The organism is Actinomadura luzonensis, from assembly GCF_022664455.2.
GTDB lineage: Bacteria > Actinomycetota > Actinomycetes > Streptosporangiales > Streptosporangiaceae > Nonomuraea > Nonomuraea luzonensis.
Window position 1 is genome coordinate 5,173,017 of sequence record NZ_JAKRKC020000001.1, and the last position, 24,125, is coordinate 5,197,141.

The 24,125-nt window shown below is 75.7% G+C and carries 24 protein-coding genes; 10 read left to right on the plus strand and 14 right to left on the minus strand.

All coding sequences use genetic code 11. The features are described 5' to 3' along the window. Positions 1 to 4: 4 nt before the first annotated feature. Positions 5 to 1,243, minus strand: coding sequence for a type III sulfide quinone reductase, selenoprotein subtype (sqr, locus tag MF672_RS24645; protein WP_242380249.1), 1,239 nt, complete (start codon positions 1,241 to 1,243; stop codon positions 5 to 7). A 148-nt stretch (positions 1,244 to 1,391) separates the two neighbouring features. Here sqr and MF672_RS24650 point away from each other — a divergent pair, with 148 nt between their 5' ends. From MF672_RS24650 to MF672_RS24670, 5 genes are all read left to right on the plus strand, one after another. Continuing rightward, positions 1,392 to 2,771, plus strand: coding sequence for a type I glutamate--ammonia ligase (locus tag MF672_RS24650; protein ID WP_242380250.1), 1,380 nt, complete (start codon positions 1,392 to 1,394; stop codon positions 2,769 to 2,771). 68 nt (positions 2,772 to 2,839) lie between these two features. Further along, positions 2,840 to 3,391: a DUF4396 domain-containing protein gene (locus tag MF672_RS24655; RefSeq protein ID WP_242380251.1), complete on the plus strand. Its 552-nt coding sequence runs from the start codon at positions 2,840 to 2,842 to the stop codon at positions 3,389 to 3,391. A gap of 112 nt (positions 3,392 to 3,503) precedes the next feature. Then, complete coding sequence (locus MF672_RS24660) at positions 3,504 to 4,508, plus strand: C40 family peptidase (protein WP_242380252.1); 1,005 nt, start codon at positions 3,504 to 3,506, stop codon at positions 4,506 to 4,508. A 64-nt stretch (positions 4,509 to 4,572) separates the two neighbouring features. Further along, a complete protein-coding gene (locus MF672_RS24665; RefSeq protein ID WP_242380253.1) occupies positions 4,573 to 6,411 on the plus strand; it encodes a glycoside hydrolase family 15 protein in 1,839 nt (612 codons plus the stop codon). A gap of 147 nt (positions 6,412 to 6,558) precedes the next feature. Continuing rightward, positions 6,559 to 7,101, plus strand: coding sequence for an LGFP repeat-containing protein (locus tag MF672_RS24670; protein WP_242380254.1), 543 nt, complete (start codon positions 6,559 to 6,561; stop codon positions 7,099 to 7,101). Between the two features lie 25 nt (positions 7,102 to 7,126). On the opposite strand, the gene MF672_RS24675 is transcribed toward MF672_RS24670, so the two are convergent. The 4 genes from MF672_RS24675 to MF672_RS24690 all read right to left on the minus strand — a co-directional run bounded on the left by MF672_RS24675 (position 7,127) and on the right by MF672_RS24690 (position 10,208). Beyond that, entirely contained in the window at positions 7,127 to 7,705 is a 579-nt protein-coding gene (locus MF672_RS24675; RefSeq protein WP_242380255.1) for a TetR/AcrR family transcriptional regulator, read from the minus strand. Further along, positions 7,702 to 8,493, minus strand: a complete 792-nt coding sequence (locus MF672_RS24680) for an SDR family NAD(P)-dependent oxidoreductase (protein WP_242380256.1) — start codon at positions 8,491 to 8,493, stop codon at positions 7,702 to 7,704. The genes MF672_RS24675 and MF672_RS24680 overlap by 4 nt, the downstream gene beginning before the upstream one ends. Positions 8,494 to 8,628: 135 nt before the next feature. Next, positions 8,629 to 9,432, minus strand: coding sequence for an HAD family hydrolase (locus MF672_RS24685; protein ID WP_242380257.1), 804 nt, complete (start codon positions 9,430 to 9,432; stop codon positions 8,629 to 8,631). Next, positions 9,429 to 10,208, minus strand: coding sequence for a GntR family transcriptional regulator (locus MF672_RS24690; protein ID WP_242380258.1), 780 nt, complete (start codon positions 10,206 to 10,208; stop codon positions 9,429 to 9,431). Before MF672_RS24690 ends, MF672_RS24685 begins: the two co-directional genes overlap by 4 nt. A 146-nt stretch (positions 10,209 to 10,354) precedes the next feature. On the opposite strand from MF672_RS24690, the gene MF672_RS24695 reads away from it, so the two are divergent. From MF672_RS24695 to phnE, 4 genes are read left to right on the plus strand one after another with little or no spacing between them, the layout of a single operon-like run. Then, entirely contained in the window at positions 10,355 to 11,488 is a 1,134-nt protein-coding gene (locus MF672_RS24695) for a TIGR03364 family FAD-dependent oxidoreductase (RefSeq protein ID WP_242380259.1), read from the plus strand. A gap of 40 nt (positions 11,489 to 11,528) precedes the next feature. Further along, positions 11,529 to 12,458, plus strand: a complete 930-nt coding sequence (locus MF672_RS24700) for a phosphate/phosphite/phosphonate ABC transporter substrate-binding protein (RefSeq protein WP_242380260.1) — start codon at positions 11,529 to 11,531, stop codon at positions 12,456 to 12,458. A 2-nt stretch (positions 12,459 to 12,460) separates the two neighbouring features. Next, entirely contained in the window at positions 12,461 to 13,354 is an 894-nt protein-coding gene (locus tag MF672_RS24705; RefSeq protein ID WP_242380261.1) for a phosphonate ABC transporter ATP-binding protein, read from the plus strand. Beyond that, positions 13,351 to 14,196, plus strand: coding sequence for a phosphonate ABC transporter, permease protein PhnE (gene phnE, locus MF672_RS24710; protein ID WP_242380263.1), 846 nt, complete (start codon positions 13,351 to 13,353; stop codon positions 14,194 to 14,196). The genes MF672_RS24705 and phnE overlap by 4 nt, the downstream gene beginning before the upstream one ends. A 10-nt stretch (positions 14,197 to 14,206) precedes the next feature. Here phnE and MF672_RS24715 read toward each other — a convergent pair whose 3' ends face one another. After that, positions 14,207 to 15,679 carry an alpha/beta hydrolase domain-containing protein gene (locus tag MF672_RS24715; protein ID WP_242380265.1) on the minus strand — a complete coding sequence of 491 codons (1,473 nt, stop codon included), beginning with the start codon at positions 15,677 to 15,679 and terminating at the stop codon, positions 14,207 to 14,209. A 61-nt stretch (positions 15,680 to 15,740) separates the two neighbouring features. Then, a complete protein-coding gene (gene lepB / locus MF672_RS24720) occupies positions 15,741 to 16,265 on the minus strand; it encodes a signal peptidase I (RefSeq protein WP_242380267.1) in 525 nt (174 codons plus the stop codon). A 114-nt stretch (positions 16,266 to 16,379) separates the two neighbouring features. On the opposite strand from lepB, the gene MF672_RS24725 reads away from it, so the two are divergent. Next, positions 16,380 to 17,351 carry a glycosyltransferase family 2 protein gene (locus MF672_RS24725; protein ID WP_242380269.1) on the plus strand — a complete coding sequence of 324 codons (972 nt, stop codon included), beginning with the start codon at positions 16,380 to 16,382 and terminating at the stop codon, positions 17,349 to 17,351. A gap of 10 nt (positions 17,352 to 17,361) precedes the next feature. On the opposite strand, the gene MF672_RS24730 is transcribed toward MF672_RS24725, so the two are convergent. The 7 genes from MF672_RS24730 to MF672_RS24760 are packed head-to-tail and all read right to left on the minus strand — an operon-like array spanning position 17,362 to position 23,964. After that, entirely contained in the window at positions 17,362 to 18,600 is a 1,239-nt protein-coding gene (locus MF672_RS24730) for a glycosyltransferase family 4 protein (RefSeq protein WP_242380271.1), read from the minus strand. Then, the gene (locus MF672_RS24735) at positions 18,597 to 19,874 is read right to left on the minus strand and encodes a polysaccharide biosynthesis protein (RefSeq protein WP_242380273.1); all 1,278 of its coding nucleotides are present in this window, start codon (positions 19,872 to 19,874) and stop codon (positions 18,597 to 18,599) included. Before MF672_RS24735 ends, MF672_RS24730 begins: the two co-directional genes overlap by 4 nt. Next, positions 19,862 to 20,620 (minus strand): NTP transferase domain-containing protein, encoded by a 759-nt coding sequence (locus MF672_RS24740; RefSeq protein ID WP_242380276.1) that lies wholly within the window; start codon positions 20,618 to 20,620, stop codon positions 19,862 to 19,864. The genes MF672_RS24735 and MF672_RS24740 overlap by 13 nt, the downstream gene beginning before the upstream one ends. Further along, on the minus strand, positions 20,613 to 21,314 hold the full coding sequence (locus MF672_RS24745; RefSeq protein ID WP_242380277.1) for an HAD family hydrolase: 702 nt from the start codon (positions 21,312 to 21,314) through the stop codon (positions 20,613 to 20,615). The genes MF672_RS24740 and MF672_RS24745 overlap by 8 nt, the downstream gene beginning before the upstream one ends. Beyond that, positions 21,311 to 22,519 (minus strand): 2-phospho-L-lactate transferase CofD family protein, encoded by a 1,209-nt coding sequence (locus MF672_RS24750; protein ID WP_247815415.1) that lies wholly within the window; start codon positions 22,517 to 22,519, stop codon positions 21,311 to 21,313. Before MF672_RS24750 ends, MF672_RS24745 begins: the two co-directional genes overlap by 4 nt. Further along, the gene (locus MF672_RS24755; protein ID WP_242380959.1) at positions 22,516 to 23,289 is read right to left on the minus strand and encodes a glycosyltransferase family 2 protein; all 774 of its coding nucleotides are present in this window, start codon (positions 23,287 to 23,289) and stop codon (positions 22,516 to 22,518) included. Before MF672_RS24755 ends, MF672_RS24750 begins: the two co-directional genes overlap by 4 nt. A gap of 3 nt (positions 23,290 to 23,292) precedes the next feature. Further along, positions 23,293 to 23,964, minus strand: a complete 672-nt coding sequence (locus MF672_RS24760) for a hypothetical protein (protein WP_242380958.1) — start codon at positions 23,962 to 23,964, stop codon at positions 23,293 to 23,295. Positions 23,965 to 24,125: the final 161 nt, after the last annotated feature.

The following is a 24,125-nucleotide window of genomic DNA, read 5'->3' on the forward strand; positions in this document are numbered from 1 at the left end:
CCGATCAGCGTCCTTTCTTGCCGTGGACGGGCATGTCCGCGCCGATGCCGGGCAGGTCGCGGCCGGGCAGCAGGGCGTGCCAGTACAACCAGGGGAAGGCGCGCTTGCCCAGGTGGTTGAGGCGCGACTGCTTGAGCAGCGGCAGGCCGGCGGCGGCCCACGGGTAGCGGCCGGGCAGCGGCTCGGTGTCGTAGTTGAAGTCGAGGAGCAGGGCCTTGCCGTGGCCGGTCTCGACGAAGCAGTTGGCGTGCCCGTCGAACCGGGCCGCCGGCGGCCGTCCGGCCAGGACGCGGGTGACGTTCTCCACCACGGCGGCGCCCTCGAAGTGCGCGACCGAGCCGGCCTTGGACGTGGGCACGCCGGCGGCGTCGCCGAGGGCGAACACGTCGGGCGCGGCGGCGGCCTGCAGGGTGTGCCGGTCCACGGGGACGAAGTTCAGCTCGTCGCCGAGCCCCGGGGAGCGGCCGACGTACGCGGCGCCGCCGTGCGCGGGCACCACGACCGCCAGGTCGAAGCCGACCTCGCGCTCGTCGTAGGAGACGAGCCGGCCGCCGGGGCCGTCCACGGCCGCGGTGCCGAACTCGGTGACCAGCCCGACGCCCTTGTCCGCCAGCAGGCCGGCGAGGGCTCCGGCGGCGACCGGGCGGGTGAAGGCGGCGTCGAGCGGGGTGACGTAGGTCAGCTCGACGCGTTCGCGGAGGCCCCGCCGGCGCAGGTGCCAGTCGGCGAGGAAGGCGAACTCCAGCGGCGCGACCGGGCACTTGATCGGCATGTCCACGACGGCGACGACCAGGCGGCCGCCGGCGAAGCGGGCCAGGGCGGCGCGCAGCGCGAGCGCGCCCTGGAGGTCGTAGAAGGTGCAGACCTTCTCCCCCCAGCCGGGCCCGGTGAGCCCTTCGGTCTCCTCCGGCAGCAGCACCGCGCCGGTGGCGATCACCAGCACGTCGTAGCCCACCGTCCGGCCGTCGCCGAGGACGACCCGCTGGGCCCCGGTCTCGACCCGGTCGATGGGCGCCTGCCGGAACTCGACGCCGCGGCGGAGCCGGCCGTGCCGCGACCGCACGAGGTCGCCCGCCTCGGCCGGCCCGAACGGCAGGAACAGCAGCCCGGGCTGGTAGACGTGCTCGTCGTCCTGGTCGATCACCACGATCTCGGCGGAGTCCTCCGGGTGGAGGCGCCGCAGCCGGTTGGCCACCAGCGTGCCGCCGGTGCCCGCTCCGAGGATCACGATGCGCTTTCTCATGCCTTCACCCTGCTGCATACCCCCGGGGGTAAGGGAGGGCCTTTGGTCCTCACTTCCGCCTCCGAAGACCCGTGGCGTGTCGGCACCGTCCGGCACTGTGCCGTCACGTAAGGTGACCTCGCCATCCGACCGGGACGAGGGGAAGCCGATGCTCGACCAAGCGACCGCGGGCGCGCCGCGCCAGACCGGCCCCGACGACCTGGCCCGCGACGGCGTCGTGGGGGTCACGATCGTGTGGGCCGACAACAACGGCATCCCCCGCTCGCGCACGGTCCCCACCGCCCAGTACGCCGCGGCCGTGGAGCGCGGGGTCGGCGTCACGCCGCTGTTCGCGGTCTTCGACTCCCACGACGGCATCACCTTCGAGCACGCCCCGCTCGGCACCCCCTCGGGCGACATCCGGCTGATGCCGGCCGGCGACCGGCCGGTCCGCCTCGCCGGGCAGCCCGGGTTCGCCTGGGTGCCGGGGCGGCAGGTCGCGGCCGACGGCTCCCCCTGGCCGTACGACCAGCGCACCGTCCTCGAACGCCAGGTCGCCCGCGCCGCCGAGCTCGGCCTGGGCTTCCTCGCCGGCTACGAGATCGAGTTCCACCTCAGCCACGCCGGCGACGACGGCGACGACCCCCGCCCCGTCTACGCGGGCCCCTCCTACGGCCCGGCCAAGCTGCTGGCCGTGGACGCCTTCGCCGCGCAGCTGCTGCGCGACCTCGACCGCAACGGCGTGCCCGTGGGCCAGTTCCACGGCGAGTACGGCCCCGGCCAGTTCGAGTTCGCCATCGCCCCCGCCGACCCGGTGACCGCCGCCGACCGGCAGCTCCTGGCCCGGCAGACCGTGCACGCGGCGGCCCGCGCCCACGGCCTGCGGGCGAGCTTCGCGCCACTGGTCGCCCCCGGCCAGATCGGCAACGGCTGGCACCTGCACACCTCCGTGCTCCGCGCGGGCACGAACCTGCTGTCCGGCGGCGACGGGCCCGGCGGGCTGACCGCCGCGGGCGCCGCCTACGTGGCCGGGCTGCTGCGCGACCTGCCCGCGATCGTGGCCGTCACCGCGCCCAGCCTGTCGTCGTTGCAGCGGCTGCGGCCCGGCCACTGGTGCGGCGCCTACGCCTGCTGGGGCGTGGAGAACCGGGAGGCGGCCCTGCGGCTCGTCCCCGCCACTCCCCTGCTCGGGCCCGGGCACGCCAACGTCGAGCTCAAGCCGTCCGACGCCGCCGCCAACCCCTACCTCGCGCTCGCCGCCGTCATCGCCGCCGGCCTGGCCGGCCTCGCGGACGGCCTGACCCTGCCCGCCCCGGTGCAGGAGGACCCGGCCTCCTGGAGCTCCGAGCGGCGCGCCTCGCACGGCGTGCACCGGCTGCCGACCAGCGTGGACGAGCAGCTCGCCGCGCTGCTCGGCAACCCGCGCGTGCGCTCCGCGCTGGGCGAGGAGCTGACCGGCGCCTTCCGGGCGGTGCGGCTGTCGGACGCCGCCCGCGCGGCCGGCCGGGACGCCGCGGAGGTGATCCGCTCCTACCGCTGGCTGTACTGACCCGGCGCGCCGCGTCCATACCCCATACCCCTATACTCCATGATGCCCGTTACGTCCTGAGGAGCGTCATGGATCCCCACCATCACCACCACGAGCCCGGCGGCCCGGACGCCGCCGCGCCCGGACACGGCCACGCGCCCGGACACGACCACTCGCCCGGACACGGCCACGCGCCCGCCGCCACCTGGGCCATGGCCGCCCAGGCGACCCTGCACTGCCTGACCGGCTGCGCCATCGGCGAGGTACTGGGCATGGTCGTCGGCACCTGGCTCGGCCTGGCCAACCTCGCCACCGTCGTGCTGTCCGTGGCGCTGGCCTTCGTCTTCGGCTACGCGCTCACCATGCGCGGCGTGCTGCGGGCCGGCGTCGGCCTCCGCGCCGCGCTGAAGGTCGCCCTGGCCGCCGACACCGTCTCCATCGCGATCATGGAGGTCCTGGACAACGCCGTGATGCTCGTCGTGCCCGGCGCCATGGACGCGGGTCTCGGCAACGCCCTGTTCTGGACGTCGCTGGCGGGCTCGCTCGCGGTCGCGTTCGTGCTGACCACGCCGGTGAACAAGTGGCTGATCGGGCGCGGCAAGGGCCACGCCGTCGTGCACCAGTACCACCAGGGCCACTGACCGGGCCCACTCACCCGGCACAGCGCCTCGGTGAACGCGACCGCGCTCGCGGGCGTACCTCCCTTTGAGCCGCGCATCAGAGGGAGACCCACGAGGAGGCTTCGCAGTGGCCGTGCCAACAGGGCTTGCCCGCATGGCGACGACGGCGCTGGCCATGACGGTGGCCATGACGGTGGCGCTGACCGCCGTCGCGGCCGGCCGTCCCGGCGCCGCTCTCGCCGAGCCGGCCCCCACCCCGGCCCAGGCCAGGGCCAAGTTGACGCAGCTCAACGAACAGGCGGACCAGCTCGTCGAGCAGTACAACCAGGCCACCGAGAGCTACCGCAAGGCCAGGACCGCGTACGCGGAGCTGGACGCCGAGATCCGCCGCAAGGACGCCGCCGCCGGCGCGCTGCGCCGCGACCTCATGGCGGCGGTGGTCAGCGACTACCAGACCGGCCGCGTCGACGGCTACGCCAGGCTGGTCGGCCAGGGCAGCCCGGAGGCGCTGCTCGGCGGCATGGCCGCGCTCGGCCAGATCGCCCAGGCGCGGGCGGCGAAGCTGCGCGCGTACGAGGCCGCCGGCGCGGACCTGCGCGAGCGGCACGCCCGGGCCAAGGTCGTGCTGGCGCAGGCGGACGCGGCCCGCGACAAGGTCCGCGCCCGGCAGCAGAAGGTGGACAAGCTGGTCGCCGAGCAGACCAGGATCCTGCGCCGGCTCGGCGCCTTCCGCTCCGGTGACCCGGCGAGCGCCGGCATCACCTACAGCGGCCCGGCCTCCGGCAGCGCCCGCACCGCGCTGCGGTTCGCCTTCGCCCAGGTCGGCAAGCCCTACCGGTACGGCGGCACCGGGCCGGGCTCCTACGACTGCTCCGGGCTCACCCAGGCGGCCTGGCGCGCGGCCGGGGTGCGGCTGCCGCGCACGACGTACACGCAGTGGAGCTGGGGCGCCTCCCGCCGCGTCCCGCTGACCGCCCTCCAGCCCGGTGACCTGCTGTTCAGCAGGGGGCTCGGCCACATGGGCATGTACGCGGGCGGCGGCAAGATGGTGCACGCCCCGCAGACCGGCGACGTCGTCAAGGTCGTGAACCTCGACGACTACTGGCGTGGCCGGCTGATCGGCGCGGTACGCCCCTGACCTGGCCGTTTAAGCCCGCAGGCGACCGGGCAGCCCGTCCTCGACCCTGACGACGGGAGGTCCGGTGAGCGGCTGTCCGCCGATCGGCTCGTACGCGTTCCTGTCCGACTGCCACACGGCGGCGCTGGTCGGGCCCGGCGGCGCGGTGGAGTGGATGTGCGTGCCGCGCTTCGACGGCCCCAGCGTCTTCGCCAGGCTCCTCGACCGGAGGCGCGGCGGCGCGTGGGAGCTGGACGTGGCGGGCGCGGCGGTGACCGAGCGCCGCTACCTGGACGAGACGCTGGTGCTGCGCACCCGCTGGGAGGGCGGCGGCGCGGTCGTGGTCGTGCACGACCTGCTCGCCACGGCGCGGCCCCGCGCGGGCGGCCGGGTGAGCGGGAGCGGCCTCGCGCCCGTCGGGCTGCTGGTGCGGCGGGCGACGTGCGAGCGCGGCCCGGCCGTGGTGCGCTCGCGGGTGCTGGCCAGGCCCGGCTACGCCACCCGCGACGCCTGCTGGACCCGCCGCGAGGACGGCGCGCTCGTGGAGGAGTCGGGCATGGTGCTGCTCGGCACGCCCGACGAGGAGACCGAGCCCGAGTCGACGGTCAGGCTGCGCGAGGGCGAGTCGGTCGCGTTCCTGCTCGACTACGCCGGCGCCGTGCCGCTCGGCCGCGCCGGGCCCGGCGGGGACGCCGGGGCGCTGCTGGAGGAGACCGTGCGGGCGTGGCGGTCGTGGTCGGGGCGCTCGGCGTACGAGGGGGTGGGCGCGCGGCAGGTGCGCCACAGCGCGATCGTGCTGCGCGGGCTGCTGTTCGACGAGAGCGGCGGGCTGCTGGCCGCGCCCACCACCTCGCTGCCGGAGTGGCCGGGCGGGCCGCGCAACTGGGACTACCGTTACGTCTGGCATCGCGACGCCGCCCTGATGGTGCTCGCCCTGCTGCGCCTCGGCCACCGCGAGGAGGCGGGCGGCTACCTGCGCTTCCTGCTGGCGCAGTGCGGGCACGGCACCGGACGGGTGCCGCCGGTGGCCGGCATCGACGGCGGCGACGTGCCGCCGGAGACCACGCTCGACCACCTGGAGGGGTACGCGGGCTCGCGCCCGGTCCGGATCGGCAACGACGCCGCCGGCCAGCACCAGCTCGACGGCTACGGCCACATCATGGACGCGGCGCTCGCCTACCAGGAGGTGACCGGCGAGCTGACCGGCGACGAGCTGGCGCGGCTGTGGCACCTGGTCCGGCTGGCCTGCGAGCGGTGGCGCGAGCCGGACGCCGGCCTCTGGGAGGTGCGCGGCGAGCCGCGGCACTGGACGTACTCCAAGCTCTACGCGTGGGTCTGCCTCGACCGCGCGGTCCGGCTGGCCACGCTGACCGGCGCGCGCGACGTGCCGCTGGAGCGGTGGCGGGCCGAACGCGAGACGATCCGCGCGGACCTGCTGGCGCGCGGGTACGACGCCGGGCTCGGCGCGTTCACCCAGTCCTACGGCTCGCCGGACGCCGACGCCTCGCTGCTGCGGCTGCCGCTGGTGGGCTTCCTGGACGGCCGCGACCCGCGCGTGCTCGGCACTCTCGACCACGTGCAGTCACGGCTCGGCGAGGGCGGCGCGCTGGTGCACCGCTACGACCCCGAGCCGACGGGCGACGGGGCGGGCGGGCCGGAGGGCGCGTTCCTGCTGTGCTCGTTCGAGATGGTGTCGGCCCTGACGCTGGCGGGGCGCACGGCGGAGGCCCGGGACCGCTTCGAGACGTTGTGCGAGCGCACCGAGCCGCTGGGCCTGTTCGCCGAGGAGATGGCGGCCGACGGGAGCATGCTGGGCAACTACCCGCAGGCGTTCACGCACCTGGCGCTGATCGAGGCGGCGCTCAACCTGGAGGAGTCGGGGACGGCGGACGCCCTGCACGGCTGGGCCGAACGCGGCACCTAGGGCTTGCGCCGCCGCGCCTGCCCGGTGGCCGGGTCGAGGTCGTACGCGCGCCGGCGGGACGGGCCGGTTGAGTAGGGGCGTACTCATGCGGGACCGGCCGTCCCTTCCTACCTTCGGCGTAGATCCCCTACGAAAGGCAGGAAGACCGTGAACAGGACGCTGCGGGTCGCGGCGACGGCCGCTCTGCTGGTGACCGGGTCGGCGCTCGCCGCCCCGCCCGCCTCCGCGAGCTCGTGCTCGATCCAGCCGTACGGGCTGATCGGCGACTACTGGCGCTCCCTGGGCGGGGCGGACGCCATCATCGGCTGCCCCACGGGCGAGGAGCGGGGCGTGCCGAACCGGGAGGGCCGGCGGCAGACCTTCGACGACGGCCAGATCGCCTGGTCGCCCGACCAGGGGCCGAAGATGATGGTCGCCGCGTACTCGGCCAGGGTCGGCGGCAGGAACGGCCTGGTGTTCCGGTGGGGGCCGACCAGCCCGTTCAGCTACGACTACTACCGGGTGACGCTCAGCGGCGGGCTCAAGGGCGAGCTGACGGTGCGGGACCAGCCGCGCATCCGCGGCCGGCTCGTGGTGTACCCGGGCGCGGGCAAGCGGGTCAGCTTCACCGTCATGGGCTGCGACGACAAGTTCCCGTCCGACACCTGCCGCCAGGGGTGGACGGTCTGGGTGGCGGCCACGTCCCGGTAGGCGCGGCCGGGCTCTGCGGCGAGCGTCAGGCGCTGAGCGCGCGCCAGATGCGGTCGGGCAGGACGCGCGCCGCCTCCGCCAGGTCGATCTCCGGGACGCCCGCCAGCCACCTCCTGGTGACCTCGGCCACCGGGCCGATCAGCAACATCTCCACCTGCGCCGCCGGGAGCGGGGCGACGGCGCCCGCCGCCATGTGGGCGCCGATCCAGCGGTTCAGCCGCTCCAGCCGCGCCGCCTTCCCGGCCGCGATCCGGTCCGCGTGCGGGCCGAGGTCGATCGCGTACGGGGCCGCGTGGATGAAGCGGGCCCGGTCCGGGTGCTCGGCGGTGAAGCGCAGGTAGGCGCGCACCGCCTCGCGCACGCCGTCGCGGGCGCCGGCGGCGGACTCGACGGCGGCGATCAGGGTGTCGAGCAGTTCGTCCATGCACCGGCCGTACAGGGCCGCCGCCAGCCCTTCCAGGCTGCCGAAGTGGTGGTAGAGGCTGCCCATGCTGACGCCGCTGCGCTCGGTCACCGCCCTCAGCGTGAAGTCGCCGGGAGGCAGCTCCAGGGCGGTGTCGAGGAGTCTCCTGATCGTCTCCGCGCTGCGCTTGTGCGGGGTCACCGGGCCGCCGTCAGCTCCTCGGCCTCGGCCCAGACGCGGCCGGCCAGCTCGCGGTCCACGGCGGGGCCCTGGAGCGGGACCTCCCGGTCCTGGTCGAAGTACCGGCCGCTGCCGGTGCCGCGTGCCAGGGCCGCGACGGGGGCGGCGCCCTCCTCCGGGGTGCCCCAGGAACGTTTCACGGCCTTGAGCAGCCAGCCGAGCGGGCCGCCCCGGTCGCCGAGGCCGGTGCGGATGACGCCCGGGTGCACGGCGTCGATGGTGATCCCCGCCTCCCGCCAGCGCTCGGCGAACAGCGGCACGGTCAGCAGGTTGCACAGCTTGGTGTCGGCGTAGGTGCGCATCGCGGAGAAGTCCGCGCCGACGCAGGTGCGGCCCGGCTCCGCCCGGCCCTTGACGTAGAGGCCCGCGGTGACCTGCACGACCCGGCCGAGCCGGTCCGCGAGCAGGTGGTTGAGCAGGAACGGGGCCAGGTGGTTGACCGCGAAGGACTCCTCCACCCCGTCGCCGGTCAGCACCCGGCGGCTCGGCCACAGCCCGGCGTTGTGGACGAGCACGTCGAGGCGCGGGGAGCGGCCCCGCAACTCCTCGGCCAGCCGCCGGACGGACGCCATGGTGGTGAGGTCGCCGGGCACGCACTCGACGTCGCCCGCGATCTCCGCCGCGGCCCGCCGGCCCCGCTCGGCGTCGCGGGACACCAGCAGGACCTTGTACCCGTCAGCGGCCAGGCGGGCGCACACCGCGCGCCCGATGCCGCGATTGCCGCCGGTCACCACCGCGAGAGAGGTCATGGCAGAGCATTTTTCTGGAGAAATGCTCTAATTTCAATGCCTGTCGTCCACCGGCGCGATCCGGGGCGGCGGCGGGCCGGCCGGGCTCGCGGGGGTGCGGTGAGGTCAGGCGCGGTGAGATCAGGCGCGGTGAGGTCAGGCGAGGCCGAGGAGGGCGGGGAGGGCGGACACGCTCGGCAGCAGGTGGGTATGGCGGGCCGCGCCGAGGGCGAGGGCGTCCTGGCTGCCGCTGAGCACGCCGGCGACGATCGCCGCGCCCGCGTTGGAGCCCGCCTCCAGGTCGCGGACGGTGTCGCCGGCGGTCAGGACGCGGCCGACGTCGCGGACGCCGGTCGCCTCCATCGCCCGGAAGATCATGTACGGCGCGGGCCGGCCGGCGGGCACGTCGTCCACGCACACCACCGCGTCCAGGACGCCGTCGCGGCCCGCGTGCCAGCCGAGCTCGCCGAGCAGCGCGGCGGTCACGCCGCGGTCGAAGCCGGTGGTGAGCGCCACCTTGACCCCGGACGCGCGCAGCCGGGCGATCGCCTCGGGCACGCCCGGCAGGGGCGCGGGCGGCCGGGCCGCGTACGCCGCCCGCAGCCGCTCGCGGAAGTCGGCGAAGGCCCGGTCGACGACGTCCACGCCAGGAGCGCCGCCGGGACGGCCGGGGCCGTCGGGACGGCCCGAGCGGCCGGGACGGCCCGAGCCGTCGGGACGGCCCGAGCCGCCGGGACGGCCCGAGCGGCCGGCGTCGTCCCCGCCGCCAGGAACGGCGCCGGGACGGCCGGTGAGGAGCGCGGCGATGGCCTCGCGTTTGTCCGCGCCCATCCACCGGGCGATCGCCGCGGCGTCCGGGTCGCCGCCCGCGGCCCGTACGGCCTCCTCCAGCGCGAGATAGACGGCGCCGTGCTCCTCCACGGTGGTGCCGGCGATGTCCAGGACGGCGAGTTCGATCACGGGGTCTCTCCTTGGGGAGGTCGGGCGGGCGGCAGGCCGCCCGGGCTGCGCAGCAGCGCCGGGTGCGCCTGCTGGGAGTTGTCGATGGTGAAGGACACGAGGTCGGGCCGGTAGCGGTCGTCGGAGAACTCGACGGGCTCGCCGTCGCCGGTGGAGGTCTGGCGGCGCTCGCGCAGCAGCGGCGCGCCGGGGGCGACCTCCAGCAGCCCGGCGTCCGTCGGGTCGGCGCCGACCGCGTCGATGACGTGCCGGGCCCGGCTGAGATCGACCCCGCGGCTGCTCAGGTAGGCGAAGACCGACCCGGAGTCGCAGTCGAAGTCGAACAGCAGCCGCCCCACGGGCCAGGTGAACGTGGTGCGCTCGACCATCGCCGGCACCCCGTCCATGAGCCGCAGCCGCAGGAGCTGCACGACCGGCTCGCCCTCCTCCAGCCCCAGCGCGTCGCACACCTCGGGGCCGGCGGGTCGGCGGGCGATCTCCAGCGTGCGCTGCCCCGGTGCGCGGCCCATGAGCCGCACCCACCGCGAGAACGACAGGAACGTCTCGATCGGCTGCGGCATGCTCTGGCTGCGCACCACCGGCGGCTTGCCGCGCCCGCCGCCGATGAGCCCCTCGGCGCGCAGCGTGGCGAGGGCCTGCCGGATGGGGCCCCGGGAGGCCTCCCACTGCTCGCAGAGCTGCGACTCGGAGGGGATGGCCGCGCCGACCGGCAGCTCGCCCGAGCTGATGCGGCGGCGCAGGTCGGCGGCGACACGTTCGTGGAGAGGACCGTCCATGCGACTTGACCATACAGGAGCGGAACGGCCCGTGTAACCCACCTCTATCCCTGATGACGTGCGGAGATGACGTGGCGGCGAACGCTGGGTGACATGTTCGGCGGAGGCGTTGACGCCGTCGGCGCGAGCACGCCAGCGTACTTGTCATGACAAGTCTTCTCCCGACGGACGGCGCTCTCGACGCGGCCGACCTCGTGATCGTCGGGGCGGGCGTCGTGGGGCTGGCCCACGCCGTGGACGCGGTGGCGCGTGGCCTGTCCGTCGTGGTCGTCGAGCGGGACGAGCGCGCCACCGGCGCCTCGGTGCGCAACTTCGGGCACGGCTGCTTCACCGCCCAGGACGGCGACGCGCTGCGGTACGCGATGTCCGCCAGGTCCGCCTGGCTGCGCCTGGCCAAGGAGGCCGGGCTGTGGCTGGAGGAGAGCGGCACCGTCGTGGTCGCCCGCGGCGACGACGAGTACGCGGTCCTGGCCGAGTTCCACGCGGCGCGCGACGGACAGAGCGTCCTGCTGGACGCCGCCCGCGTGCGCGAGCGGGTGCCCGCCGGGCCCGGCGTGACCGGCGGCGCCTGGTTCCCGCTGGACCTGCGGTTCGACCCCCGGCAGGCGGTGCACGCCGTCGCCGCCTGGCTGGCCGGGCGCGGCGTGCGCTTCCACTGGTCCACCGCCGCCCAGCTCGTCGAGCCCGGCCTGGTCGTCACCGGCAGGGGACGGATCCGGGCCCGGCACGTGATCGTCGCCGTCGGCCACGACGTGGACCGCCACTTCCCCGGCCTGGCCGAGGCCGCCGGGCTGCGCCGCTGCGTCCTCCGCATGCTGCGGGTGGCCGACCCGCACGGCCGCCGCGTCGAGCCCGCCGTGCTGTCCGGCTTCTCGCTGCTGCGCTACGACGGCTTCGCCGCCTGCCCCACGCTGCCCGCGCTGCGCGCCCGCCTGACGGCCGAGCGGCCCGAGCTGACCGGCATCGGCCTCAACCTCATGCTCACCCAGCGCCCCGACGGTGACCTCACCGTCGGCGACACGCACGCCTACGCCGCCACGCCCGAGCCGTTCGACGCCGAGGAGCTGGACCGGCACATCCTCGCCGAGACCGCGCGCCTGCTCGGCGCCGCCCGCCTGGAGGTGCGCGAACGCTGGCGCGGCGTCTACGCCGCCGCCCCGGAGCCGTTCCTCGTCGCCACGCCCATGCCAGGCGTGCGCGTGGTGTCGGTCACCTCCGGCATCGGCATGACCACCGCCCTGGGGCTGGCGCCCGAAGTCCTCGACGGCCTGCTGGCCTGACCCGCCCCACCGACACCACCCTCCCGAGGAGAACCCACCCATGCGCGCACGACCACTCCTGGCCGCCCTGGCCGCGCTCCCGGTCCTGCTGCTGACCGGCTGCGGCGGCGACGGCGACGCCGGCGCGGGGACGGCCGGCGCCGCGTCCGCCGCGTCCGCCACCTGTCCCGGCGGCCGGATCCGGTTCGGCATCGAGCCGTACGAGGACCCGGCCAAGCTCAAGCCCGCCTACGAGACCCTGGCCGCCGCGCTGCAGCGCACGCTCGGCTGCCCGATCGAGCTGAAGGTCGTCGACGACTACTCGGCCGAGGTGCTGGCGATGCGCAACGGCCAGCTGGAGATGGCCCAGTTCGGGCCGCTCGGCTTCGTCTTCGCCAGCAAGCTCGCCGACGCGCAGGCGGTCGCCTCGTTCGCGGACGCCAAGGGCGCGCTGACCACCTACACCGCCGGCATCTGGGTGCCCGCGGACTCGCCGATCAGGTCCGTGAAGGACCTGCCCGGCAAGTCGCTGGCGCTGTCCAGCCCCAGCTCCACCTCCGGCGACGCCCTCCCCCGCTACGCGCTGAAGACGCAGGGCGTCGCCGAGCCGTCGGTCAAGCTCGACTACGCGGGCGGCCACCCCGAGGCGCTGCTCGCCCTGGTCAACGGCAAGGTCGCGGCTGCCGAGATCAACAGCCAGCAGCTCGCCGCCGCCACGGCGGCCGGCACCTTCGACCCGGCGAAGTACCGCCGGATCTGGACCTCCGACCCCATCCCCAACGACCCCATCACCGTGCACGGCAAGCTCGACCCGGCGGTCCGCGCGGCGATCACGTCGGCGCTGCTGAAGCTGGGGCCGGCCGACGTGGCCAAGGTCGGGGCGTTCCTGGACGTCGATCCGCCCGGGCCGCTCGCCGCCGTCGGGCGCGACACCTACAAGCCGCTGTTCGAGCTGGCCACGGCGCTCGGCCTGACGGAGAAGGACGTCTGACGATGATCTCGCCACGAGCGAGCACGGAGCCGCCGGCGCGACCGGGGCCGGCCGACGCCGGGAGCGCGCTCGCGGTGCGCGGGCTGCGGAAGTCGTTCTCCGGGCGGACCGTGCTCGCCGGGCTCGACCTCGCCCTCGCGCCCGGCGAGTTCCTCGCGCTGCTCGGCGCCAACGGCAGCGGCAAGTCCACCGCGCTGCGCTGCGTCGTCGGCCTGGAACGCGCCGACGCCGGCGAGGTCCTGGTCCACGGCCGGCCGCTCGGCGCCTCCCAGGCCGACCCGCTGCGGCGGCGGATCGCGATGATCTTCCAGCAGGTCCACCTCGTGCACCGCCGCAGCGCGCTCGACAACGTCTGCGCCGGCGCGCTCGGCCGGCTGCCGCTGCACCGCTCCCTCACCCCGCTGCTGTTCCCTGACGAGCTGCGCGAGGAGGCCATGGCGTGCCTGGACCGGGTCGGGATGGCCGGACGCGCCGCCGAGCCCGCCGGCCGCCTGTCCGGCGGGCAGCGGCAGCGGGTCGCCATCGCCCGCGCGCTGTGCCAGCGGGCGGAGATCATCCTGGCCGACGAGCCGGTGTCCGCGCTCGACCCGGTGGCGGCCGAGCAGGTGGTCGCGCTCCTCGCCGAGCTCGCCCACGAGCAGGGGCTGGCCGTCGCCGCCGTGCTGCACCAGCCGGACCTGGCCCGCCGCCACGCCGACCGGGTGGCCGGGCTGCTGCACGGCCGGCTCGCCCTCGACGCCCCGGCCGCCGGCCTCACCCCGGCCGACCTCGCCCCCCTGTACGCCCCGGACCGCGACGCCCCGGCCCAGCAGCACCCCGACCGCCACTCCCCCGAGGGGCAGTCCCCGGACCGTTCGGGGAGCCGTACCGATCTCGATGAGCAGGAGGCTCGATGAGCGGCGTCACGGGCGCGGCCGTCCCGCCGGTGGAGCGGCCCGTCGAGCGGCCGCGCCCGCCGCGCCGCCGCCCCCTCACCCCGGCGGCCGCCGCCGTCACCGCGGTCGTCGTGCTCGCCCACGTCCTCGCCTGGCAGGGCACCGAGTTCTCGCCCGCGGCGCTCGTGCGGGGCTGGCGCGGCATGGCGGACTTCGCCGCGCAGGCCCTGCCGCCCGACCTGTCCTGGGACGGGGTGCTGCTGCCGGGGCTGCGGGCCGCGCTCGTCACGCTCGGCATCGGCCTGCTCGGCACCACCTTCTCGGCGCCGTTCGCGCTGGTCCTCGCCCTGCTCGCGGCCCGCGTCACCGCGCCGAACCGGTGGGTGTACCAGGCGGCCAGGTCGGTGCTGTCGTTCCTCCGCGCGGTGCCGGACGTCGTCTTCGCGCTGGTCTTCGTCACCGCCGTGGGGCTCGGCCCGTTCGCCGGCGTGCTGGCGCTGATCTTCCACAACACGGGGGTGATGGGCAAGCTGTGGGCCGAGGCGATGGAGGAGATCGACCTCGGGCCCCGGGACGCCCTGCGCGTGGGCGGGGCGTCCGGGGCTCAGGCCGCCGCGCACGCCGTGCTGCCCGCGGTGGTGCCGCAGTTCGTCGGGCTGCTGCTCTACCGCTTCGACGTCAACGTGCGCTCGTCCCTCGTGCTGGGCCTGGTCGGGGCGGGCGGCATCGGGTTCCTCGTCAACCAGTCGATCAAGCTGTTCCGGTTCGACGAGCTGGTCACCCACCTGGCGGTCGTCCTGGTGCTCGTGGTCGCCGTCGACCAGCTCTCCGCGTACGTCCGCCGCCGCGTCGGCGCCCCCTGATCCCGGGAGACTACGGGAGCGGGGTGGCCGCGGCGCGGGCCACGGCCTCGTCGCGGTCGGCTGGCAGCAGGTGCCCCGCGGCGAGCGCCCGGTCGGCGGCCTGGGTGAAGGCCGTGACGTAGGCCTGCTGCGTCGGGTAGAGCGCGCGGGCGCGGGCGCCGCTGAAGGGCGTGGTGGAGCCCAGCAGCAGGCACGCCCCGACGACCTCGCCGCCGGTGTTGGTGGGGCCGTAGGCGGCGAGGGGCGCGTCCAGGTCGGGCAGGCGGACGCCGCCGAGGGCGTTGCCGTCGGCGTCGCGCCGGATCGTGCCGAGCAGCAGGCTGATCGGCGCGCCCGCGGGCGGCGTGCCGAGGCCGCGCGCCCACCGGTCGAGGTGGTGGTAGGCGGCGTTGGAGGCGTACCGCCAGGTCATGGCGTTGACCGGCCGGTCGCACGAGATCGGGCGGCCGTCGTTGATGGCCTTGTCGATGGCGTTCTGGGCGTTGTACTGCGCCAGGCCGTAGGCGTCGGCGTGCGAGGTGCCGGCGACCTCCCAGGTGCGGACGCGCGCCGTGTCGGGCTGGCGGGCGTCGGCGAACGTCCTGACGTCCGTCTCGGACTCGGCCTGGAGGACCGGCACGGCGGTGTCGGTGCGGATCCGGGTGGTGAGCGGCAGCGCCAGCACCCCCTCGCCGATCGGCGCGCCGCCCGGGCCGCGGCCGTGGATGAGGAAGCCGTCGAAGGCGGGGACGATCGGCTGGACGGCGTTCACGAACGTGGTCAGCCGCCCGGCGGACTGGGAGTGCCCCGCGGCCAGCACCTTCGTGGGCGCGGCGGTCCCGAGCAGCGTCGCCGCCCCGGAGCGCACCGCCTCGGCCGCCTGCGCGAAGATCGAGTACGACAGCGCGTCGGAGGCCAGCGAGACCTGGGCGTAGCGGGCGGGGTCGAGGCCGCGCAGCTTGTCGGCGCCGACCTTCTGGGCGGTGACGCCGACGTAGGCGTAGCCGGCGCGGGTGAACAGCTCGTGCGACTGGGACCACTCGACGCTGATGTCGGCGCCGAAGCTGACGTTCAGCCATTCGACGACGACGGTGCCGTTGAACCTGGCGGGGTCGGCGGGCCGCTCGACCAGCAGGCGGGTGGTGTAGTCCTGCGTGAGGCCGGTGCGGCGGGCGGCCCACCGGCCGTCGCCGGTCCAGATGCCGGCCTTGTCGAAGATGTCGGCGCGTCCGCTCATCAGGAACTCGCGCTCCTGGTAGCCGCGGGCGGCGAGGTCCACCACGGTCGCGCCGGCCGGCCGGCCGCGGCCCGCGCCGGGCGCGATCTCGGTGACGACGGGAGCGGCGGCGGAGGCGGTGGCTGAGGAGGTTACGGCGGCGGACGCGGCGGGGCTGGTGGCGGTGGGCAGCGCGAACGCGGCCAGCGCCACCGCGCTCCCGGCGGCGGCCCGGGAGAGCCGCCCGCCTCGGCGCCGCCTCGACAGGGTGCTTGCCTTGATGACCATGACGGTCAGTCTCCACGGGCGCCGCGCGGCCGGAATCCGGGAAATCACCGGCCTGTTCGCGTCACGTCCAGCTCTCCACGACGGCGACGACGTCCGCCCCGGCGATCGTGCCGCCGCCGGAGGCGGAGGTGTAGGCGCGCGAGTCCATGGCGACGCCGCGGTTGTCGCCCATGATCCAGAGCCGGCCCTCCGCCACCTTGACGTCGAACGGCCTGGCCGAGGCCGGGCCGCCGGTCACGAACGCCTCCCGCGCCGGCACGCCGTTCACCCGCAGCCGCCCGTCCGGGTCGCAGCACGCCACCCGGTCCCCCGGGACGCCGATCACCCGTGAGACGCGCGGCCGGTCCCCGGTCGTGCCGGGCCAGTCGGCGGGCGGGCGGAACAGGACGATGTCGTTGCGGCGCGGGACGTAGGCGCCGTCGACGTCGCGTGTGTGCAGCCGGGCGCCGACGGCGATCGTCGGCAGCATGGACTCGCTCTCCATGGTGTGGACGGAGCCGGCCGGCCCGCAGCCGGCGATGGCCGCCAAGAGCAGGGACAGGGCCGGCACAGCGGGCAGCATGGCGGCCAGTCGGCGGGGGATCATCCCGGCATTGTGCCGTAAATATGGGCGGATCGGCGAGGAGTGCGCGATCATGGAGGGAGCCGGGGGGCGCCGCCGTCCGGCGTCAGGACGAGCCGTTCGCGAGGGGCCCCTTCCGTGACGAGAGTTTCCCTGATCGTGCCGTGCTACAACGCCGCCAGGACCCTGCGCCTGTGCCTGGAGTCGGTGCTGGCGCAGACCCGGCTGCCGGACGAGATCGTCGTGGTGGACGACGCCAGCTCCGACGGCTCCGCCGCGCTCGCGGAGGAGCTGGGCTGCCGCGTGGTGCGGCTGCCGGACAACCGCGGCGTGTCGGCGGCCAGGAACGCCGGCGTCGCGAGCACGTCCGGCGAGGTGATCTTCTTCCTGGACAGCGACGTGGCGCTGCGCCCGGACGCGGTGGCCAACGCGCTGGCGATCCTGGAGGAGGATCCGGGCGTCGGCTGCGTGCACGGCGTGTACGACACCCGCCCGCTCATCGACGACGGCCCGGTCGAGTGGTACCGGCTGCTGCACCAGGTGCACTGGCGGACCCGGCACCTGGGCGAGGTCAACAGCGTGGTGTTCGCGCTGGCGGCGGTGCGCCGCGAGGTGCTGGCCGCGGCGGGCGCGCTGGACGAGGGCCTGCGCGACTGCGAGGACGTGGAGTACAGCAGCCGCCTGGCCGTCCGGACCCGGATCGTGCTCACCGACGCCGTGGTGGGCCGGCACGACGAGGGGCACCGGCTGCTGCCGGTCCTCGGCGAGCAGTGGCGCCGGGCGCTGCCGCTGATCCCGCTCGCGCTGGCCACGGCCCGGCGGGGCGCGGCCAAGCCGGAGAACGCCAACAGCCGCGCCGGGATCGTCGCCTGCGCGCTGGCCCTGGCCGCGCTGCCGCTGGCGCTGGTGTCGCCGGCGCTGCTGGCGGTGCCGGCGGCGCTCGTCGGCTGGTTCGTCGTGGCGGACCCGGGGCTGCTGCGATTCGTGCACCGGCAGCGGGGGGCGGCCTTCACCGCCTACTTCATGGCGGTGCACCTGGCCGTGCACGTGGTGCTGGTGACCGGGCTCGCGGTGGGCTCGCTGCGGGTCCTGCGACCGGCCCGCGCGTGATCTCCCGGCGTCAGGGCTTGAGCGCGGCGCGGTAGACGGCGACCGTCTCGTTCGCGGCGCGTTCCCAGCTCAGGCTCTCCCGGACGAACCGCTCGCCGCGCCGGGCCAGCGCCCGCCGCAGGGCCGGGTCCGACATGACCTCGATCACCCCGCGCGCGATGTCGGCCGGCTCGGTGGCCCGGACGAACCGCGCGGCGGGCCGGGCCGGGTCCGGGCCGAGGAAGACGCGCGAGAAGCCGTCGCCGAGCACACTGGCCCGCCCCAACGCCATCGCCTCCGTCGCCACCAACCCGAACGGCTCGAACAACGACGGGAACACGCACACCTCGGCCAGCTCGTAGTACGCCATCAGCTCCCGCCCCGACACGAACCGCCCGGACGTCGAGACCCGCCCGCGCAGCCCGGTGGCCGCCGCGATGCGCCGCACACCCGTCTCGTCGCCCTCGCCGACGATCACCAGCCGGGCGTCACCGACGGCCGCCGCCACCTCCCGCATCGCCTCAAGGAGCTGGTAGACGCCCTTCTGCCGCTCGATCCTGCCGACGAACAGCACCACCCGGTCCCGCTCGGCGAGCCCGAGCGAGCGGCGCAGCTCCGCCGCCTCCGCCCGCAGCGCCTCCCGGTCGAAGCCCGGGGCGGCCAGCACCGGCTCGTACGTCCCGCCGAGCGGCACCACGTCGATCGGCGTCCGCCGCCACCCGGCCGCGAGCAGCTGCTCGCGCACCTCTGGCGTGGCCACCACCACGCGCCGGGACACGCGGGCCAGCCAGCGTTCCAGGGCGGCGAACAGGTTGAGCGGGTCGGTGATGCTGCGCTGCGGCGCGACGCCGTACTCGGTGGTGTGCACGTGCAGCACGACCGGCAGCCGCAGCAGGTAGTGGCAGAGCAGGCCGGCCAGGAAGTTGGTCGAGTCGTGCACGGCGACCAGGTCCGGCCGGGGGGCGCGGCGCAGCCGCAGCACGTAGCCCCAGTTGCTGGCCACCACGCGCAGCGCGAGCAGCAGGAACTCGGCCCGCCTGGTGCGGTTGAGCCGCCGGCCGCCGCTCCGGCCGCCGCCGAGCAGGCGGGTGCGGGGGCGGTGCACGGCGACGCCGTCCACCCGCTCGTCCACGGGCAGGCCGCCGTCGTTGAGCGTGTGCACGCTCAGCTCGTGGTCCCTGGCCAGGTACGGGGTGATCAGCTCGACGTACCTGCCGAGGCCGGCGGTGACGTTCGGCGGGAACTGGTTGACGACGAAGGCGATCCTCATGACGTCCTCACGCTTCGGTACTTGCGGGCGGTGGTCGCCCCGACGACGGCCAGCAGGATCAGGTTCGCCAGGGCGAAGCCCACGAGCCCGCCGGTCAGCCCCTGCCACCGCACGCACGCGGCGAGCACGGCGAGCGCGGGCGGCGTGCCCGCCAGCAGGCAGCCGGCGAGCACCTTCGCGCCCCGCAGGCCGTCCATGGACAGCGCGACCGAGTACAGGTTGAAGGCGGTGTGCACGCCGATGCCGAGCGCCGACAGCGCCATCAGCTCCGGCGAGTACGGGTAGGCGCCGCGCATCACCAGGAAGAACACCAGGCCGGCGGCGAAGGAGAACACCGCGGTCCCCGCCGCCACGAGCGGCGCCAGCCGGGCGATCCGCCGCATCAGCAGGGGTTTGTCCGAGGTGGCCATCAGGGGCAGCAGCGCCAGGCCGATCCCGTCGGTGAACACCACGCCCATGAGCCGCTTGGGGAAGCCGTTGTAGACGGAGTAGACACCGACGTCGGCGGCCGCCGCCCAGTGGTTGAGGAAGATGACGTCCACGCCGAACAGGACGCCGGTCAGCGCGGCGATCGCGGTCACCCAGCCGCCGTGCCGGTACAGCGTCACCGCCAGCCGCCCCGACCAGCCCCCCGGGCGCGGCCCGGCCGCCACCACCGCCACCACCGCGAACACCGCGTTCGTCACGATCAGCGCCGCCAGGTACGGCCCCGCCTCCCGCACGCCCAGCACCAGCAGGCAGTAGCCGGCGGCCCCGAGGTAGCACACCGCGACGGCCAGCTTCAGCCACGCCACGAACGCGAACCGCTTCAGCCCCCGCAGGAAGCTCTCGGCGAGCTGGTTGACGGTCATGGACGCGGCCAGCGCCAGCCCGGCCGCGAGCGTCCCGGTGTCCACGTTCAGCACGGCGGTGAGCAGCGGCGTGGCGAGCAGCCCGAGCCCGGCGAGCGCCGCGCTCACCGCCAGCGTGGCCAGCAGCGCGGTCGCCATCAGCGCCGGCCGCTCGCCGGGGGCGGCGCGCGGCAGCTCCTGCAGCATGACGTAGTGGAGGCTGGTCAGCATGCCGACGGTGACGATCAGCGCGATCGACAGCACCACCGTGAAGTGGCCGAACGCCGCCGCCCCCGCGCCGCGCGCGATCACCAGCGTGGTGGCCGCGGCGATCCCGCTGGCCAGCGTGCTCACCAGCGTCGGCCCGGCCGCCCACCGGTGCGCGGCCAGCCAGCCCCGGGCCCGGCCGGCCGCGCGGGGCCGGGCCGCGCTCAGTCCGGGCACCGCAGGTAGGCCCGGCGGGCGAACTCCAGGTCCTCGGCGGTGTTGACGCCGCGCGCCTCGGCCGGGTCGCGCACCGGCACGACCGTCACCGGCCAGCGCTCGGCCGCCGACAGGTGCGCCAGGAACGGCAGGAAGTTCACCTCCCCTGTCGCCGCGCCGCGCCCGGCGCCGGCCGCGTACCGCGCCCAGGCCGCCGCGAGGCCGTCGGTGGCCAGGCAGAACACGCCCACGTCGCTGAGCCCGCCCGGCCGGCACTCCTCGCCCTCCCGCGACTGCCGCACGCGGACGAGCTCGCCCCCGGCCAGCTCGTACTCGACGTACGGGTCGGGCATCGGCACCAGCGGCAGCGTCATGCCCTTGCCCGGGTGGGCGGCCAGCACGGCGCGCACGGTGGCGGGCGACAGGTTCGCCTGGTCGCCCCAGACCACCAGGATCGTCCCGTACGCCGCCCAGTGCCGGGCCGCCGGCCCGAAGATCGCGTCGCCCATGCCGGTGGGGCGCTCCTGCACGCTCACCGACACCCCGCCGCCGTCGAGGTCGGCGGCGGCCAGCGTGCGGAACGGGCCCTCGCCGTCGGGCGAGAGGACCACGTGCACGTGCCGGGCCGCCTCCCGCAGCCGCCGGTGCAGCAGGTGCCAGAGCGTCACGCCGTCCGCCACCTCGATCATGATCTTGGGGACGCCGGCGCCCAGCCTGGTCCCGCGGCCCGCCGCCGGGACGACGGCGCACACCCCCCGGTCACGCACTGCCGTTCTCCTCCTCGGCCAGTAGGGACACCACGTCGTGCAGGTCGCCCGCGGCGATCGCGCCGGGCGCCGGCTCGGCGGCGTGGACGTGCAGCGTCGCGAGCCCCGCGCCGAGCGCCGCGGCCACCCCGTGCGGGGAGTCCTCCAGCGCGACCGCCTCGGCCGGGTCCACCCGCCAGCGGCGGCAGGCCAGGCGGTAGAAGGCGGGGTCGGGCTTGCTGACCGGCACGTCGTCCGCGGTGAGCACGTCGCGGAAGGCGCCGCCGAGCCCGGCGGCCTCCAGGGCCCGCCGCACCGAGGCGCGGCTGCCGCCGGTCACCAGGTACGCCGTCCGCCCCGTCGCGGCCAGCCGGTCGAGCAGCAGGCGCGCGCCGGGGAACGGCCGGACCCGGCCGGCGCGGACGAACTCGCGGTAGAGCTCCTGCTTGCGCCGGGCCAGCCGGTCGGCCGCGGCCTGATCCGCGGTCAGGCCCGCGGCGACGGCGGCGGTGCTCGCGCCCGCGTGGTCGGCGTACCGGAAGCCCGCCAGCCGGGACGGGGCCACCTCGGCGATCGCCTGCCGGAAGGCGGCCTCGTGGGCGGGGAAGGAGTCGAGGAGCGTCCCGTCGAGATCGCACAACCACACCCGCCACCGCGCGACCACTTCCCGGGGAACGGCGGTCATCCCGCCGGCCCGGGCGGGGCGGGCGCTCATCCGGCCCGCGCCAGCGGGGTCTCGCCGAGCAGCGCGCGCAGCGCCGCCGCGGTGCGGGGGCCGTGGTGGGCGCCGGGGCGGCACGGGTCCTCCAGGTCGGCGCCGATCCAGCGGGCGCCGGCCCACGTCCCGCGCTCGGCCACGGCCCGCGGCACCACCGGCCCGCTCCCCGCGCCCCCGCTCGCGCCGCCGCCCGCACCCCCACCCGCGCCCGCCGGGCCGTGGTGGCTGAGGACGTGCGTGATCGTGCGCCGCTCGTTGCCGGGGTCGCCCAGGTACGCCAGCGCCCGGTCCACCAGATCGGTCGCGGTCAGGCCCTGGACGTCGTGGTCGCCCCCGACGTTGACCACGAACACCCGCGCCGCCGACCGTCCGCCGGCGATGGCGTCGGCCACGCCGCGGGTGAGGTAGCTGGGCAGCAGCGAGGAGTGCGGCGTGCCGGGCCCGTACACGACCAGGTCGCTCTCGGCGAGGGCCCGCAGCGCCTCGGGGTCGGGCGCGGCCGGGACGGAGCGGCGGCCCAGCAGGTCGCGGACCCGGGCGGCGGGCAGCCCGGCGAGCGCGGCCAGCTCGCGCCGGGTGAGCGGCGCGGGCAGCAGGAACAGATCGGTGATGGCGGCGGCGTCCTGCGGCCCGACGATCTCGGCCTCGTCGGCGAGCACCCGCCCGTCCTGCTTCAGCGCGACGAGGTAGGCGTTGGCGCCGTCGGTGACGTTGAGCAGCCGGGCCGGGGAGGCGAAGGTGCGGGCGCAGGCCCGCACGGCGGCGTTGAAGTCCTCGCCGAGCCGCAGGTACGCGCCCGCGAACACGAGGTTGCCGAGCGCGCAGTCCGACAGGTCGAACCCGCCGGGGTCGGCGGCCAGCCGCGCCGCGAACACCCGCAGGTCCCGCGCCACCGGCTCGGCCGCCGCCCCGGAGCCGGCCAGGTTCGCGACGATGCGCTCCAGGTCGGCGAGGGTGCTGCCGGGCGGCAGCCGGTGTTCGAGCAGGGCCCGCCGCGGGTCGTCGCGGCCCAGGTGCAGCAGGAGGTTCTTGCGGAAGTCGGACGGGCCGAGCATGCCGGGCAGGTAGCGGCGCAGCGCGCCGGTGGACAGGCCGTTGTCGTAGCCGTTGATGAGCAGGGACAGTTCGAGGCCGGGCACGCGCAGCAGGGCCCGCGCGATGCCGGCGGCCCCCCGTCCGCCGCTGAACATCGCCACTCTCATCGGGCCTCCTGCAGGGGGCGGCCGGAGGGCTCCCGTACCTCCGGCGCGCGCAGCACGCCGCGGCGCAGCAGCCAGTGCCGCAGCCCGAGGTAGCCGACGAACAGCGCGCGGTCGCGCGCGCCGCGCCAGAACCGCCACCCCCGGCTGCCGCCGCCCCGCTCCCGGTGCTCGATCGGCAGCTCGACCCAGGTGTGGCCGAGCTCGGCGACGCGGGCGGTGATCTCGGTGGAGCAGTTCATGCCCGCCGACTCCAGCGGCAGGGCGCGGAACAGCGGCCCGTGCACGACCTTGAAGATGGAGTTGAAGTCGCGGTAGCGGGTGCCGTGCAGCCGGTTGCTGACCGCGCCGCTGGCGGCCGACCCCCACCGGTACGCCAGGCTGTCGGCCTTCCTGATCCGCGCGCCGGACAGCGCGAGCGTGCCGCCCGCCGCGATGCGGTCGAGGAAGCGGTCCAGGTTGGCGATCGGGAACTGGCCGTCGGAGTCGAGCAGCACCACCCATTCCAGGCGGGTGGCGGCGATCGCGGCGGCGATGGCGGCGCCCGCGCCCCGGTTGCGCTCGAACGTGACGACCGTGAGCTGCGGGCAGCCGGCCTGCAGCTCGCGCAGGATGCGGCCGGTGCCGTCGGCGCTGCCGTCGTCGCAGACGACGATCTCCCACGCGCCGACCGCCGGGTGGCGCTCCAGGTATTCGCGCCATTCCGTGACGGCGGCCGCGATGTTGTCCGCCTCGTTGTAGGCGGGGGCGGCCACCGAGATGTCGATGGGCATCGCTCAGCTCCTCGGGGCGGCGTCGGCGCCGGTCAGGCGGTCGATCCAGCGGTCCAGGGGCAGCAGGTTGATCCCGACGAGGATCGGGACGTGCGCGAGCGTGAACACGATCGCCGCCCCGAACGAGATGGGCCCGCCGGTGAACAGGTTGATGTGCGGGGCGTCGATGGTCGGGGGGATCGCGACCGGGTTGACCACCTGCCACATCACGTCGAGGAAGCCGGAGAAGACGATCAGCACGCCGGAGGCCATGATCTTCAGGCACCGCCCTGGGGTGCCGCCGCCGATGCGGTACGCGGCGGCGGCGATGAGCACGATCCCCGGGTAGAGCAGCAGGTAGAGGTGGGTGTAGAAGGCGTCGCCGTGGGCGCGGGCGCCGTCGCCGTAGTAGAACCAGCTGATCCTGGGGATGAGGTAGCCGGTCAGGAAGACGAACGGGGCGTACAGCAGCCAGTGCAGCCGCGGCGACACCCAGGGGAAGAACGCGACCGCGCAGCACAGGCAGGCGAAGGCGACCAGCTTGGCGGCGAGCTGCCAGGCGGCCTCGATGTCGCGGGTGTGCGGCGTGGCCAGCCAGACGAAGGCGAAGCCGGCGGCGCCGGCGGCCAGGGCGATCCACCAGATGTGCGCGGCCCAGGGGCGCCGGGCCGTGAGCAGGGGGTCGGGATGATTCACTACCGGGTCCTCGGATGTGGGGACAAGTCGGCGGGAGCGCTCCCAGCGCAGTATGTCATCCCTCACCACAAAGCCGGTCTCAATATGAAATTAGGGACTCACCGGAACTTGCGCGGCTTTTGACTGCCGGTGATGAGAGCACAAAAGACCAGGTGGGACGG